This window comes from Halobellus inordinatus (assembly GCF_024464655.1).
Taxonomy (GTDB): Archaea; Halobacteriota; Halobacteria; order Halobacteriales; family Haloferacaceae; genus Haloquadratum; species Haloquadratum inordinatus.
This window is the reverse complement of the sequence record NZ_JANHAV010000010.1, coordinates 101,404-115,481: the sequence shown is the minus strand read 5'-3', so window position 1 is coordinate 115,481 and position 14,078 is coordinate 101,404. Positions and strand designations below refer to the sequence as shown.

Genomic DNA, 14,078 nt, shown 5'->3' with positions numbered 1-14,078 from the left:
CACAGCCCGGAGTCTACCTGTTCGATACAACTACGGGTGCGTTCCACCCACAAGAGCAGGCAGACTGCAAACCCTAATATCCCAACGCTCGGGATTCACCCCGCCTTCAGGCGGGTGAGGATGTCAATTTGATTGCCGGGTGATTTACTCGCACGCTCTTCGGTAACGTAGCGGAAGTAGCTCTCACGAATCAGTGGTGACGCAGTTTCAGACGTATTCGTACGTCTCAGCCCGTAACAGGCGTCTAGTTGTGCCTTGTTAACAAACTATCTGGGGGAGGGGGCGTATTCGGGGACCGATTCTGCTGGCTCGCTCCCGTCAGTGGGAAAGAGGATCTGGTCGTACATAGGACAGGTCTGAGAGAACGGATTGGTACTACTGGCCCTCAGTAGTGATATCCAATGCTCCTTCTTCTGCCGTCTGGACCTCACGCCACCAGACGAGCTCGAACTCGATACTCTGTTTTGCCTCGGTATCCCCTTCAGACCAGTCCGATTCGCCTTCTAGCGTCAACTCCCCCGCCCTAACGCTCGCTGACGCTCGCGTTTGAGGACGGGGCTTGTCCGTGGACTCCGGCTCTGACCGAATTCGGTGGGCGTTATAATCGCCGCTCGCGTTCACCGTCCCAGATATGAGGGCAAGTTGACTGTTGCCCGTCCGCCGAGACGACTGTTGGCCTCGACGGACATACCGCATTCCGATGTTCTTCGCCGTCGCAAAGTCACGCAGTGACTTTGCTGCCCGCCGGATGTAATCCGGCGACTGCGCTGTAATTCGCGTTCACCTCCTACGCACACGATTGACACGCGAACTGCTTGTCATCACGATTGTCCTCGTGGGTAAACCCACAGTGCGAACACCCCGACGCCCTCTAGTGATTCAACACAGCCGGTGAATCTGGGCACACCATCACAATCAATACGAGGTAAGACGGTCGTTGCAGTCGAAAAGAATGTCAGCACGCTCGCGTTGTGTACTGCTGTCTCTCATCCTTCTGTTTACGGTCGCGTCTGCTCCCGTTCTCGTTGACTGGCAGGCAGATCACATAGAGCAATCACTGGCACCCGACAATACGGCGCTCGTCAGCCCCGACGGAGCGGGCAGTTACGTGTGGCCATACACCAGCCGAAGCCGGTCTGTGTCGGGGCGAACCCTTGCGCTCAACGTCGTCGTTCTCGGCGATTCCGAACAGGTCCGACGAGTCCTCGTGACGAGATCGGATGCCGACTGGAATATGACGGAGCCAAACACGACTATCCGAATTTCACCCTGGCGACCAACCCACGGATCCGTCCGGTATACGTACGTGTCATCCGGTCGGAACACATCGGGCCAATGGGTTCCTCCAGATTACCAGCTACACGTGGGAACGTACTTCGGACAGCGAACCCACCTCAGAGCCTATTCAAGTCGGTCCGGCGATTGGACGGCGATACAGGCACACGCCGAATACTGGGACTGGTTCCGCGTCCGTCACACAGTCACCAGCGTGGCATCCGGAGCTCGATTCGTCGAGGAAGACCTGCGCGATGAACTGTTCGTTACCAACGTCACCCGGACCCACCACGGGCATCGCAGTGGTGGGAGTATTGGTTGGTGGACGGTTATCGGCCTCACGCCGGCGCTCGTCATAGCTGGCAGCACTATCCGAGGGACTGGCAGATGGACGTTCGGCGATATCGCACTCCCTGGAGGACTTCTCAGTATCGTCTTGGGAGTTCGTGGCTGGGGGCTCGCGGCTGAAGCCGTGTTTCCCAGCGTGACACCGAAGTTGTTCGTCGCGGTCGGATACCCGATATTAGCAACTGCCCCACCAGCACTCGTTGCCGTCCTTTCAGCCAACCGCCCAGCTAAGCGTGCCGGGTTACTCACTGCACTCGGGTTCGGCACGGCTCTTGTCTTCGATTTGGCGTTCGTCGGTGTCTGGCAGATCCCGACACAGCTCGTCTATCATCGCGTCGCACTGACATCTGCCCTCGTCGTAATCGCGGTCGGTTCTGCACGCGGGCGTAGACGCCTCGTCGGCGTCGGCGTCGTAGCGTGGCTAGCCATACTCGCTGCTCCACTCCTGGGACTCGTCTGAACGCTCAGCCAGACGCCCGATACACCACCACGCCATCGTTTTCGTACGACCGTTCCCACGACGACGACCGCTCGAACGACCGTTCGAGGGTCCCAAACTGTGCGGTCGATTCCCCGCGAATCGTGTACTGGCCCTTCGGGATATAGACGTAGTCAGGCGAGACGGAAACCGGACCTGCCATCGATTCGACACAGGTAACACTTTGACATCTCGAGACCGACTCGTAGGCCGTCAACTGTCGATCGTACATTTCCGAATCACGCCATTCGACGCCCCAGGGACCAACCAACAGTGTCCGATCCGTCAGTGCTGGCAGCCACTCGGCGGCGTCTCCGAGGACGACAAACGTGACATCCGGTGGCGTCTCCGCGGCGACCCACGCCATCGCATCGAGATCGTCGGAATCGAGAAATTGCGGCGTCGACGGATCTGACGTGAGCGTCATCTCGTGAGCGAGATACGCACCACCGACAGTAGCTCCGGCGACGAGACAGACCGCGGCGAGAACCGTTTTCTTGTCGATGGCTTCGTTCACGTGTCCGTCGAGCGGTTCTACCCGTTGCGCGAAGTCAACGCCGACGGCAGCGACGACGAGCGCACCAACGAGAAAAACGAATCGGGGCTGTGCGAACACCAGTTCGGCCACGACGGTCCACGACAGGAGAAACACGTCTCGGCGTGCGACGTAGAGGTACACTGCACCGGCGAGCGGCAGGAGGGTGAGCGAGGCACCATCGAGAATCGTTGGGATGCCGCCGCCGATCCCGCCGTGAGTTCCGCCCGCAGCAACGAACACGTCGATCCCGTGTGTCGTAAGTACCCAGACGAGCCACGGGGATGCGATAACGGTACCCCCCACTCCGACGATGGCCCCCGCAACGAAGCCTGATTTCGAACGATCACGAAGTATCCATAGGAGCAGATAGGTGACGACGACGAATAGTGCGTACGTCGGGTGTGTGAGTACCGTTGCACCGAAGGCGACGGTCCCGACTGCGACCGCACGAGTCGAGCCTGTCTCGAAGATCCGGTAGCCGGCATAGACGGCTGTCAGCGCGTACAGGAGGGCAAATGCGCGAACGACACCGCCGGCCGAGAGATGCCACTGCACCAGCTGTGGGTTCACCGCTACGGCCACGCTCGCGGCGGCGCCAGCCGGTCGGGAGTTCGTATAGTCGCGGCCGAGCAGATACACTGGAACGAGCAACGCTAGATATCCGACCGAGGGGAGCAGTCGCGCCAGCACCACGGGATCGCCACCAAGATCGAGCAGCACTGCGAGTACGTAGAACTGCAACGGTGGATAGGCGAACGGGACGCTGTCCGCGGTGTACCCGGGAATCCACGCGGGGAGCCCGTATCCGTGCGCGCTGATCTCGGTGGCGATCTGCACGTAGAGACCAGCACCGTACGCCGGGTACGGGTTCGTCGCAAGGTAGACTGCCACAGCGAGCAGTCCTGCTCCCAGCCCGATTCCGAGCCACCGCAGGTCCTCGCGGTCAATTGGGGCCAACCGTCCGAGCACCATTCGCACCTCGCGAGGGGAGAGTTCTCCCGTATCGGCCGGCGTGGATTCCTCGGTCATGGTCGCTTCACGGTGAGCGGCGAACGAAGTTCGATACGGCCGCCCCACCAGCGGTATTCGAGGACCGCCCAACAGATGCTACTTCCTAGGAGGAGTATGAGCGAGACCAGTTCGATGGAACCGACCCACCGTGGGAACAGATAGGAAATCGCATTCGTTAGTTTCAGTGGAAGTCGGACCGTGAGCGTGCTGTCAGCCAAGTTTTCAGCTGAATCGGGGCCTTTCGCGGGGAGTTCGAGCGAGGCAGCGCTGTGTCCGCCAGCGCTCTCGTCTCCTGTACCGAGCCGTTCGGCCTCGTAGGGAAAGCCGATCGACGCAGTCCAGACGACCTCACCGTCACGGTCCACCTCGAAGACACGGTCGCCGTTGGAGTCGGTGACGAGCGTGTGGCCGTTCGGCAGCCGGTCGGCATCGCGAGGCCACTGCAATCGCTCGTCGGACCACGTCCACGACTGAACCCATTCGCCGTCCTCACGCTGATACTCTACCACGCGCCCGTTCTCCGAGTCAGCGACCAGCAATGCCGGTCCCCCATATTCGGACGGAATGTAGTCGGGGTTGTGCTGTTCGTACAGGGTGTCGTGGTCACTATCGCTCCCGAGAGTCCACTCCTCCCGGAGGCCACGTTCGATGTCGATAAAGACGACCTGATCCTGGTTCCGGAGGCTCACCATCACCGTCTCCCGGCCATCGATTTCGACGTACTCGACGTCGTTGAGGTGGGTCCAATCGTCGGGAAACGGGCCGCCACTGTCGATGGTGAAGTCGGATTGGGCGTCCCACTCCCACTCGACGAGTTGGGTCGTCGTATTGACAATGAACACGCGGTCGCGGGCGATGTCGGCAACGAGGAGTCGGTCGTCGTCAATCCGGTCGACGTCGTGCCATCGGGTCGAGTGCTTGCCCGGGGTAATCCGGCTATAGACAGTCGTTCGCTCACCGCTCGTGAGATTCACCTGGGCGACGCCGTTGCGGGTGCAAACCGTCCCGTCGCACTCCTCCGGATCGAGATGGTCCGCAAAGACAAACTCGACGGTCGCGTTGGTCCCTGTGACGGGGTCTACGTCCCAGTATCGCGTGTGCTCGTTCTCGTAGTAATAGACGCTCCCATCGGGTGCGAACGCGACAAGTTCCGCTTGCGCTCGCGGCGCGTCGTTCTCGTCGGTGACGAACGCGTTCGAGTCGGTCGCAATGACGGTCATAGACTCCCGTGACCCGACGACGGGAGACCGGTTCCCCTCTCGAAACGCCTGTTCGACCGACGGGTTACCCGTCACGCGGTCGGCTGTGCGAGTGGCCTCCACGTACCCAGTGACGAGTGCTGTCGCTGAAGAGAGGACGACGAGCGCGAGTACGATGCGAACGGTTCGCCGCGGAGAGCTCATTACCGGAGGGAGTCTGTCGCCAGCCTAAAACCTACTGTGTTGGCCCCTCACGGGACCTTCGCTTTCGGACGAGAGTGACGGGACAGCAGAGCCAAAAAAGCAGGCTGGCTTCGAATTCGTGAATCTCAGTATCAACCCGTGTCGGACTGTCGGTATCGGATACAACCACGGAACCCCACTGACGGTGCACGAATCTAAACCTAGAAGAAGGTGAGAACAGTACTATCCCAACGGCCCCCCACGAGGCTGCGGAAGCGCTCTGAGCAGCCATCTACGCCCCTACCGGGGGTATATTGGCTGGATAAAACGTCGGAGAGCCCGACGCTTTCCGGCGCAGTCGAGAAAGTAGGGCACTAAGATGTCGCGGTAACGTGTCACTCGGAGTCTGCATCGCCCGCATCGGCAGTCCGAGCGTCGTCGTGCTGGAGATCGTCGCCGGCAGGCTCGCCGTCTCCGTCGGCAACAACCACGGAATCGTCGGGGGGAGCCAACACCGGATCGACGTGCCGGCGATACACCGTCGTCGCGAGCGCAAAGACGGCTGCGCCGCACGTGTTGACCACGAGGTCGACGATCGTATCCTCGATGTAGAACGCGAGGGTCCAGTAGTGCCAGAACCGCTTGAAGAGGAACTCGTATACCTCGAAGCCGGCGCCGATCGCGAGCACCGCCGGGACGACCCACAGCGGCGCACGGAGCGTCGACCGTCGGAACGTGAGGCCGAGCACCGCGGCGACTCCGGTCCCGCCCATAGCGTGCGTGAGGAGGTCCCACCACGGGAGTTCGGTGTAGATGTCGTAGAGGATCCCGCCGAAGTGGAGGACTGAAACGAGCACCGACCAGCCTGCGAGTACACCCCACGCGGCGGTCAACGAGTCGCGGCGAGGCAGCTCGCGTCGGAGTCGGCCGGTGAGTACGGCGGGCCACGAATGGAGGGGATACCGGTCCGGATACCCGGACGTTAGCGCAGCCACCCACATCGCGACCAGCGCAAGGAGTAGAGACCCGACACCGACGACGAATTTCGGGGACAGGTGCTGCGAGGTCGCCATCGACGTAGGATGATTGATGCCGCGGTAAAATCTTTCTGTGGTAAGCACCCGATCTCACGCGTGCCAGTAGTGATTCTGGCTCTTGTTGAACGGGCCGCGTGTCACCTCGACTATGCTTGGGAGGAATTGCTCGTGCCTGGTGAGGAAGTCGGCGGTGATTCGGCCTCGTTCGCCCGACCGACGTATCGACCGTCCGCGTGACGGCCTCGGCAATCGTTGTCGTACCGCAGTTTTCATCAAGTTGATGTCGTCGACGAACCGGCGTATGCCCACAACCACGTCGCCCTCGGAAGCCTTCCTACCGGACGTTCGGGGCGATAGCCAGAAAGACGCAATCAATTTATGAACAGACACACGAATCACAGCGAAGACGAGTGATCAAGAGATGACCCACCTAACTGCTCGCCGCCGGGCACTTCTTGGCGCCATCGGTAGCGGTACGATCACCCTTACGGGAGGGTGTTTGCGCCAAGCCCGGTCGCTCACTGGGTGGGAATCGTCCCAACAGGTACGGCTTCGCATCAAGACGGTGCCTGACGATGCGGATCCCTACGCGCTGACACTCGCGCGGACTGTCGCCGACTGGTTCCGTGCTGCCGGAATCGACACGAGTATCACGCCTATGTCGGAGCAGGAGTTGCACCGACAGACGCTGTTGCGAAACGAGTTCGACCTGTTCCTTATGCGTCTCCCCCCTCGATTCACTGATCCGGACGCCCTCTACACGCTCCTCCACTCCCGGTTCGCCGAGGATCCCGGATGGCAGAACCCTTTTGGCTACGCTAATCTTGACGTAGACGATCATCTGGAAACACAGCGTCGGACGAATGGCTCGCAGCGTCGAGACGCTCTCAGACAGCTGCAACTGACAGCCGCGCGAACCCAACCGTTCACGCTACTGACCGTTCCCGACGACGTTCGCGCAGTTCGAACGACCAACTACTCGAACTGGCGGGCATCGAGTCTCGATTCCTCGCTCGGATATCTCTCACTTGAGCGCTCGGATGATGTCGATAGTGAAACCGGTGGGACACTTCGAGTAGCCATTACCGATCGGCGGGCAACAACGAACCTGAACCCGTTGTCCGTCGAATTTCGCCGGACGGGCACGCTGACGGGACTTGTGTACGATCCACTTGGATACGTATTCCAAGACCGGCTGATGCCCTGGCTTGCGGAAACGTGGGAGTTCTCTGACGACCGGTCCTCCACTGCACAGGTCACGATCAGAAAGGGAGCGACGTGGCACGACGGCAAAGCACTCACCGCAGACGACGTGGCATTCACGTATCGGCTACTCTCGGATACGACGCTCGGTTCGGACTCAGACGAGGAGACTGCCCCGCTCCCGTCGCCACGCTACCGTGGCCGTAGCAGCCTCGTCGCGAACGTGAACCCGATAGGGGATCGAACGGTCGAATTTCAGTTCGCGGACGTCACACCAAGCGTCGCTCGCCGCGCGTTCACCGTCCCGATCCTCCCCGAACATATTTGGAAAGAGCGGACAGATGTCGCCTCAATCGCAGGTATCCAGACTGGATCGGTCACCGAAGCCCTCGTCACGAATAACATCCCCCCCGTTGGGAGTGGCCCTCTCCGGTTCGTTCGAAATACACCGCGGGAAGAGGTCGTTTTCGAACGGTTCGATGACCACGTGCTGCACCAGGTAGACAGCCCGATTAATGATCTCGTTGATCAGGCTGGCGACGCAGCGTTCGACACACTCTCCATCCAGGTCGTTGGCTCAGATGTCACGGCCGCTGAAATGGTGGCTAATGACACTGCCGACGTGACCGGAACGCCCGTGGGGGCCGACGTGATTCCTCGTATCGGACGTAGATCTGAGTCCGAACTCCTCGTGCAACGGTCGTCCTCAGCGTACGTCCTGGGGTACAACACGCGTAACCAGCACCTGAACAACCCGCGATTTCGACACACGTTAGCTCGATTGATCGATGGTGAGTATATCGCGGATGCCATCGTTGACGGATACGGACGTCCTGCAGTTGGTCCACTCTGGGATACAGAGTGGTATCCCTCGGAGCTTCAGTGGGAGGAGAGAAATCCCATTGCTAACTTTCTGGGATCAGAAGGCGAGATAGACGTCGCACGGGCACGAGCTGCGTTCCGTGAGGCGGGGTATCGGTACGAAGACGGAAAACTCGTCGGAGGGAGGACATGACACTTCTTCACGTCGTTCTGCAGGTCGTCGTCGTCGTCGCACTCCTGCACATCATTGGGCTGTACACCTTCGTACCGGTGCGAGATGTTCGAAGCCTGCTCAGCGATGCGCAGACGAATGCCCGCGACGTTGCTCCAACAGCGCTGCTATTCGGCATCGTGCTACTCGCGAACGGCTTCATCCGAGATGCCGGCGTGGAACTTTCCTGGCTCATCGGCGTGAACATTACCGGACGTATTCACGCGCTCGAGGGACAGTTCGTCGCGACCCTCCAGTCGTACGCGACACCGGAACTTACAGCGCTGTTTAGTTTCGCGTACATCTTTGGGTACGTGTTCATCCTGACGTTCCCCGTTGTACTGTACGTCTTCCACGACACCAAGCCACTACTGACCACGTTGGTCGCCTACAGTCTGAATTACGCGATCGGTCTCGGGAGCTACGTCTTGTTCGTCGCCTACGGGCCACGAAATTATATGCCTGAACTAGTTGAATCGCTCCTGTATACGAGCTGGCCACAGGCGCAACTCTTGACCAGCCAAGTGAACGTCAATACGAACGTGTTCCCATCGCTTCACGCTTCACTAGCCGTGACTGTTGCGCTAATTGCCTATCGATTCCGTGGCAGGTACGGGCAGTGGCACAGCGTAGCGATCGTTCTCGCGACGCTAATTGCGGTGTCCACTATGTATCTGGGCATCCACTGGCTAACCGATGTGATCGGCGGTGTCGTCCTCGCCGTCCTCAGTGTTTCGATAGCTACACGAATTGTAGACGGTAACCGAAACAGAACCGCAATCCGCCCACGCATTCGTCGGCGGCTCCGACAATTATGAGACCATAGCTACGGTTGCCCCTCCGTATTCAATCGAGCCGCCAGCGTTACTTGTTTCTGATAGCCGCTGTCAGTCTATAGTAACGTTTGCAAGTCTTCACTCACCGCGGAAGAACGGGCACAACCAGTTAGCGGGATGCACGAAAGGTCCGCGTGGTGTCTCTGTCACCACGAACCGTATCAACTTCAACGAGCCCCAGCGAGGTGAAGATGCGACTCCAGTCCCGGTAGTATAGAGGGGTGTCGTCGTCGACATAATTCACGTCGATGTCGGGCGACGGGGACTCGTGAACTGGTTCCTCAGTCTCCGTCGTGATGAGGATGTTGTCGGTGATTCGGGCCACCTCCTCGAAGACCCATTCGACATCGGGATGCAGGTGCTGGAGCGTTTCGACCGTGTAGACCGCGTCGAACTCTCCGTCGTCGAAGTCCTCAATAATATCCTCAATTGGACTGCAGTGAAATGTGCCGTCTGTAGCGAGTCCGGGATAATGCTCCCCCATCACGTCGAATGCCTCGGCATTGATGTCGACACCCGAGAGATTCTCAAAGCCGTGGTCGGCGAGGTGTGCAAGATGCCGGCCCGAACCACATCCCAGCTCGAGGATCGCTGCGTCACGGTCCAGGTAGCCACTAAGGATATCGTGAATCAACGTACTCGTCTCATCCGAACCATAGTACGCGTAGTAGGCGGGAGAATATTCACCTGGCCGGTTTGTCCACGTGTCTCGGACGTATTCAGGGTCCACATGTATTGACTCCGGTGAATGCATAAAACGTCGTGGGTAGCGTCGGATGCGCATAGAGGTAGGGAGCTTCTCCGGGGCGGAGGGCTCCCGGCCAGTCGTAGGCCAAATTCACTGTCGTCTCGACTTTCTAGTGGCTGTGTGAGTGAGAGCTGATCGGTCTCTGTTGAGGAATGGAGTGGATCTAGCCCCCCAGAACAACCGAGTGACCCAATATACACTATACTTCGTTGGCGATATCAGCCTGGAGTTGATCGTCGACGACTTGTTTCAGCGTACAGTTACCCGTTCCACAGACCTCTGGATTGCAGAACTGATCGAAGCAGTTGAGCGTCTCACTTGATTCTGCGTCGACTCCGCCCAGCTCTTTCATCTGCTGGTTTTCGACGACGACGTTGAAATCGAGGTCCGCTATCCGCATTGCCGCCCCCGTTGTCCGCAATCCGCATTGCAGCACCCGTTGATTCCATTACCTGGCGCAAATTGCTGGTGAGGACGTCCCACAGTTCGTCTTCGGGGAGTTCCTTTCCGTTGACGATTTGCTGTGAGAAATCTTCGTCTGCGGTTGAGCCGGCTTCCGAAGTAGCCATCGTATTCTGACTATATGTTACCACTAATGTATAATCCGTGGTACTGATCTCGCTGGAAACCTGACTGCCGTTCGACTACCATACCTTGTGTAGCGTCAGGTAGTGACAGGGGGTCCGAGTGCTCGTCAATGCTCGCAGGTGTCGTGATGGGTTGCTGCTGATTGTTGCGGGAGACGAAGGATTACGCGTGTCCCACGCGAATCGCGCTCCTCGATCGAAATGTCCCCGCCGCCACGAGTGACGATCCAGTAAACCATTCAGAGGCCGAGCCCGTTCCCGTGCAAGAGCGACGTTTCCTCCCCTTCTCGAAGAACTCGCCGTTCGTTCCGCGGGATCCCCGGGCCGTTGTCTTCGATGATGATCCGGACAGTCGGCGCCGTTGATACTCACGGACATAAATACGTAAAAACATCTGGAATTTTGATCCGGTCGAGTGCAGAGAGAGCAGCATCACGAAGATCGTCGAGTGTATCGAACAGACGGTTGCCAAGTTCCTGATCAAGTTGTCTCCAGCACTCTTCCGCGGGGTTCAGCTCCGGTGAACCCCGCGGAAGGTAACAGAGTTCGATCGGTGTACCTTCGGCGAACTCCTGCACTGCATTCGCCGTGAAATACGAGGCGTTGTCCAGGACAACGCAGATTTTCTCGCCGAACTCGGTCTGGAGTGCGTCAAGTAAACGAATCGTCGTGTCGCTGTTGAAGTTCTCTGCACACGGCAGGAAGAACGTCTCACCGCCGTCACTGACTGCTCCGAGCAACTTGATGCTATCCCACGCGCCCGTCACCGGCAGTGACGGGCGCTCTCCTTCCGGAAACCACGCATAGATTAGCGTCGAAAGTACCTGCCGCGTCTGATCGATAGTCAGGACCGTGTATTCGTCGTCCAAGTTGTCGCGCTTTTTTTGAAGCCTTCTTGCCACGCTTCTTGGGCTCTCTCGTCGGATTTGTAGAACTCTGGCCGGGCTGTCTTCCAGGACAGCCCGGCCTCGGACATCAATCGGCGGACATAGCGTTCACAGTACTCAACGCCGAATTCTTCGGCGAGATAGTGACGAGCCAATGGAACAGACCACGCGGGCGCGTCCAGTCCAACTTCTTCGGGTGAGTCGTGGAGTACCTCAACGAACTGGTCGTACTCTTGTTCAGAGAGTTCGGACGGCCTTCCTTCCCGTGGTTCATCATAGACAACCTCCTCGAACGGCTCATCGGCGAGCCGTTCGAGTCGATCAAGCCACCGCGAGAGCCAGCCAGCAGTGTATCCATAGCGTTCAGCGACTTCTTCCAGAGTCGCACCGTCTTCCTCGAGGTAGTTGATTGCCGCCATGAGCCTTTGCGACGGCTTCTTTCCCTCGACCTCCGCCAAGACCTGGCGGAGGTCTTCGGTAGAGACGTTGTCGAGGGACGCCATATTGGAACAACGTATATCTCTTTGAAAAACTTTCAGCCGATAGTATCAGCAGGGAGTCCTTCGACCCCACAAGGGGTCCGTCTGAAACTCGCGGTACGATGCCAACCAGTAGGCCTTCCAGAGCCTTCGACCCCACAAGGGGTCCGTCTGAAACTACGCGCGCAATCTCCGAGAGCGCGGTGCGACTCCCCCTTCGACCCCACAAGGGGTCCGTCTGAAACATCGAGAACCGGATCGAACCGAGTCGCGTCAACTCCCCTTCGACCCCACAAGGGGTCCGTCTGAAACCCGTGGGGTCGCCGACCTGTACGTACGAAAGCGGACCTTCGACCCCACAAGGGGTCCGTCTGAAACGATTGTGCGGTACTCCGGATCTGGGAGCTGTTCAACCTTCGACCCCACAAGGGGTCCGTCTGAAACCGTTGACGAGACTCAGGACCTCCTTTTTGATGTCCTTCCTTCGACCCCACAAGGGGTCCGTCTGAAACCGTCGTACCACAGATGGGACAGGACGAGACGCCCGACCTTCGACCCCACAAGGGGTCCGAGCGTGTCATAGAAGAGTTCACATAGTTCCTGAGTCAGTTTAGACAAGTTGAAACCGCCGTACACTTGGTGCACGCTGTTCTCAGGTTGTTTTAGCTATGGCGAAAGAGAAGTTCGGCGTCGCTGTTGACGAGGAAATCGTGCGAGAAGTGGATGAATTGGTCGCTGAGTGTGACGATCTCGGAGCCAGTCGCTCCGAGATTGTTGAAGCCATCCTCACAGCGTTCGTTCAATCCGAGACGGACCACGTTGAACGGGTGCGAGAAATCATTATTCGGAAACGAAAGGGCACTCTCTAACTGATTTTAAACTTCGTGCACTGAGTGCACGTACTTCTAAGCTAATAACCTATTATAACAGTAAACAGACTGACTATAGTGTGTGAAGAGTTCTATGACACGCTCGGGGTCCGTCTGAAACCGCTACGAGCGGCTCTACCAGCGGGCCCGCGAGGCCCCTTCGACCCCACAAGGGGTCCGTCTGAAACAAATCACGCGGCCACAAGCACGGAGGCTCCTGAATTCGCTTCGACCCCACAAGGGGTCCGTCTGAAACTCGACATTCGGCCTGAAGTGGTCGTGCCGGCTGATGGCTTCGACCCCACAAGGGGTCCGTCTGAAACCGGCAATCGCGCTGTATCACGGCCGCGAATTGCTCGCTTCGACCCCACAAGGGGTCCGTCTGAAACTCGGCGTGCAAGGGACGCCCGTCACGCTCGCAGCGGCTTCGACCCCACAAGGGGTCCGTCTGAAACCCGCCGGAGATAGTCCAAAATATGCAAGACGTACCAGCTTCGACCCCACAAGGGGTCCGTCTGAAACTCACTTGGGCTGGGTAGGATTCTGGACTGCGCTGCTGGCTTCGACCCCACAAGGGGTCCGTCTGAAACGCGGCACCAGGCTGAAGGCCGTAATCGACGTCGCGGTGCTTCGACCCCACAAGGGGTCCGTCTGAAACCGTCGCCATCGAGGCCCAGCAGGCCCGCGTGGTGCGGCTTCGACCCCACAAGGGGTCCGTCTGAAACGGTCTTTTGGAGATCCATCGGCGAGTTCGACCGTGCTTCGACCCCACAAGGGGTCCGTCTGAAACACCGGCACCGTCTCGCCGAGAATGGTGTCAGTCCCGCTTCGACCCCACAAGGGGTCCGTCTGAAACATTTAGACCGCCTTAACGAAGTCGCTTCCGCAAGCGGCTTCGACCCCACAAGGGGTCCGTCTGAAACTACCACTTCGGCGAGTCCTGTTGGAGCGTCGGAATCGCTTCGACCCCACAAGGGGTCCGTCTGAAACCGATCGGACTGCTCGGCGTGATCTACTGGCGCGGCGGCTTCGACCCCACAAGGGGTCCGTCTGAAACTCCCGTGAGCGTCAGGCCGACGACTGCCGAGAGCACGCTTCGACCCCACAAGGGGTCCGTCTGAAACACCGAAACAGAAGACGGCCTCGACGATGACGAACTGCTTCGACCCCACAAGGGGTCCGTCTGAAACCGGGAGTTCCTTCACCGTACGCACGTCGCGCAGGCGGCTTCGACCCCACAAGGGGTCCGTCTGAAACGCTCCCGCCTGCAGACGTCGATAACGACGGCAATGACGCTTCGACCCCACAAGGGGTCCGTCTGAAACATGTCCGGCGTGTCCTGGACGTGGGTGATGACCGCTTCGACC

Annotated in this window: 9 protein-coding genes, 2 pseudogenes and 2 CRISPR repeat arrays (1 of these 13 running past the window's edge); of the genes and pseudogenes, 3 read left to right on the top strand and 8 right to left on the bottom strand. The window is 59.0% G+C overall.

Translation table 11 applies throughout. The features are described 5' to 3' along the window. Positions 1-375: 375 nt before the first annotated feature. Positions 376-507: pseudogene (locus NO347_RS17415) on the bottom strand (amphi-Trp domain-containing protein); the annotation flags it as partial. A gap of 21 nt (positions 508-528) precedes the next feature. Then, positions 529-723, bottom strand: a pseudogene (locus tag NO347_RS17410) (RNA-guided endonuclease InsQ/TnpB family protein); the annotation flags it as partial. 640 nt (positions 724-1,363) lie between these two features. On the opposite strand from NO347_RS17410, the gene NO347_RS15490 reads away from it, so the two are divergent. Then, positions 1,364-2,083, top strand: coding sequence for a hypothetical protein (locus NO347_RS15490; RefSeq protein WP_256290576.1), 720 nt, complete (start codon positions 1,364-1,366; stop codon positions 2,081-2,083). Positions 2,084-2,087: 4 nt separating this feature from the next. Here the strand turns inward: NO347_RS15490 and NO347_RS15485 are convergent, their stop codons facing one another. The 3 genes from NO347_RS15485 to NO347_RS15475 all read right to left on the bottom strand — a co-directional run bounded on the left by NO347_RS15485 (position 2,088) and on the right by NO347_RS15475 (position 6,105). Next, on the bottom strand, positions 2,088-3,668 hold the full coding sequence (locus NO347_RS15485) for a glycosyltransferase family 39 protein (protein ID WP_256290575.1): 1,581 nt from the start codon (positions 3,666-3,668) through the stop codon (positions 2,088-2,090). Then, positions 3,665-5,053, bottom strand: a complete 1,389-nt coding sequence (locus tag NO347_RS15480; RefSeq protein ID WP_256290574.1) for an aryl-sulfate sulfotransferase — start codon at positions 5,051-5,053, stop codon at positions 3,665-3,667. The genes NO347_RS15485 and NO347_RS15480 overlap by 4 nt, the downstream gene beginning before the upstream one ends. 374 nt (positions 5,054-5,427) lie before the next feature. Continuing rightward, a complete protein-coding gene (locus NO347_RS15475) occupies positions 5,428-6,105 on the bottom strand; it encodes a DUF2238 domain-containing protein (protein ID WP_256290573.1) in 678 nt (225 codons plus the stop codon). Positions 6,106-6,727: 622 nt separating this feature from the next. On the opposite strand from NO347_RS15475, the gene NO347_RS15470 reads away from it, so the two are divergent. Continuing rightward, on the top strand, positions 6,728-8,287 hold the full coding sequence (locus NO347_RS15470) for an ABC transporter substrate-binding protein (RefSeq protein ID WP_256290572.1): 1,560 nt from the start codon (positions 6,728-6,730) through the stop codon (positions 8,285-8,287). Next, the gene (locus NO347_RS15465; RefSeq protein ID WP_256290570.1) at positions 8,284-9,123 is read left to right on the top strand and encodes a phosphatase PAP2 family protein; all 840 of its coding nucleotides are present in this window, start codon (positions 8,284-8,286) and stop codon (positions 9,121-9,123) included. Before NO347_RS15470 ends, NO347_RS15465 begins: the two co-directional genes overlap by 4 nt. 127 nt (positions 9,124-9,250) lie before the next feature. Here NO347_RS15465 and NO347_RS15460 read toward each other — a convergent pair whose 3' ends face one another. From NO347_RS15460 to NO347_RS15450, 3 genes are all read right to left on the bottom strand, one after another. Beyond that, positions 9,251-9,871 (bottom strand): class I SAM-dependent methyltransferase, encoded by a 621-nt coding sequence (locus NO347_RS15460; RefSeq protein ID WP_256290569.1) that lies wholly within the window; start codon positions 9,869-9,871, stop codon positions 9,251-9,253. Between the two features lie 217 nt (positions 9,872-10,088). After that, positions 10,089-10,289 carry a hypothetical protein gene (locus NO347_RS15455; protein WP_256290568.1) on the bottom strand — a complete coding sequence of 67 codons (201 nt, stop codon included), beginning with the start codon at positions 10,287-10,289 and terminating at the stop codon, positions 10,089-10,091. Between the two features lie 555 nt (positions 10,290-10,844). Then, positions 10,845-11,866 (bottom strand): IS630 family transposase gene (locus NO347_RS15450; RefSeq protein WP_425492400.1). Its coding sequence is split into 2 segments (ribosomal slippage): positions 10,845-11,362 and positions 11,362-11,866, totalling 1,023 coding nucleotides; the frame shifts between segments, so codons are not numbered across the junction. 57 nt (positions 11,867-11,923) lie between these two features. Then, positions 11,924-12,354: direct repeats of the CRISPR family, unit length 31 nt. 513 nt (positions 12,355-12,867) lie between these two features. Further along, a CRISPR array of direct repeats spans positions 12,868-14,078; the repeat unit is 31 nt; unit sequence GCTTCGACCCCACAAGGGGTCCGTCTGAAAC; it runs 3,769 nt beyond the window's last position.

Excerpts from the sequence above, each read along its gene's own strand:
- NO347_RS15485 (WP_256290575.1), bottom strand. The coding sequence starts at position 3,668 with ATGACCGAGGAATCCACGCCGGCCGATACGGGAGAACTCTCCCCTCGC.
- NO347_RS15480 (WP_256290574.1), bottom strand. The coding sequence starts at position 5,053 with ATGAGCTCTCCGCGGCGAACCGTTCGCATCGTACTCGCGCTCGTCGTC.
- NO347_RS15475 (WP_256290573.1), bottom strand. The coding sequence starts at position 6,105 with ATGGCGACCTCGCAGCACCTGTCCCCGAAATTCGTCGTCGGTGTCGGG.
- NO347_RS15470 (WP_256290572.1), top strand. The coding sequence starts at position 6,728 with ATGTCGGAGCAGGAGTTGCACCGACAGACGCTGTTGCGAAACGAGTTC.
- NO347_RS15465 (WP_256290570.1), top strand. The coding sequence starts at position 8,284 with ATGACACTTCTTCACGTCGTTCTGCAGGTCGTCGTCGTCGTCGCACTC.
- NO347_RS15455 (WP_256290568.1), bottom strand. The coding sequence starts at position 10,289 with ATGCGGATAGCGGACCTCGATTTCAACGTCGTCGTCGAAAACCAGCAG.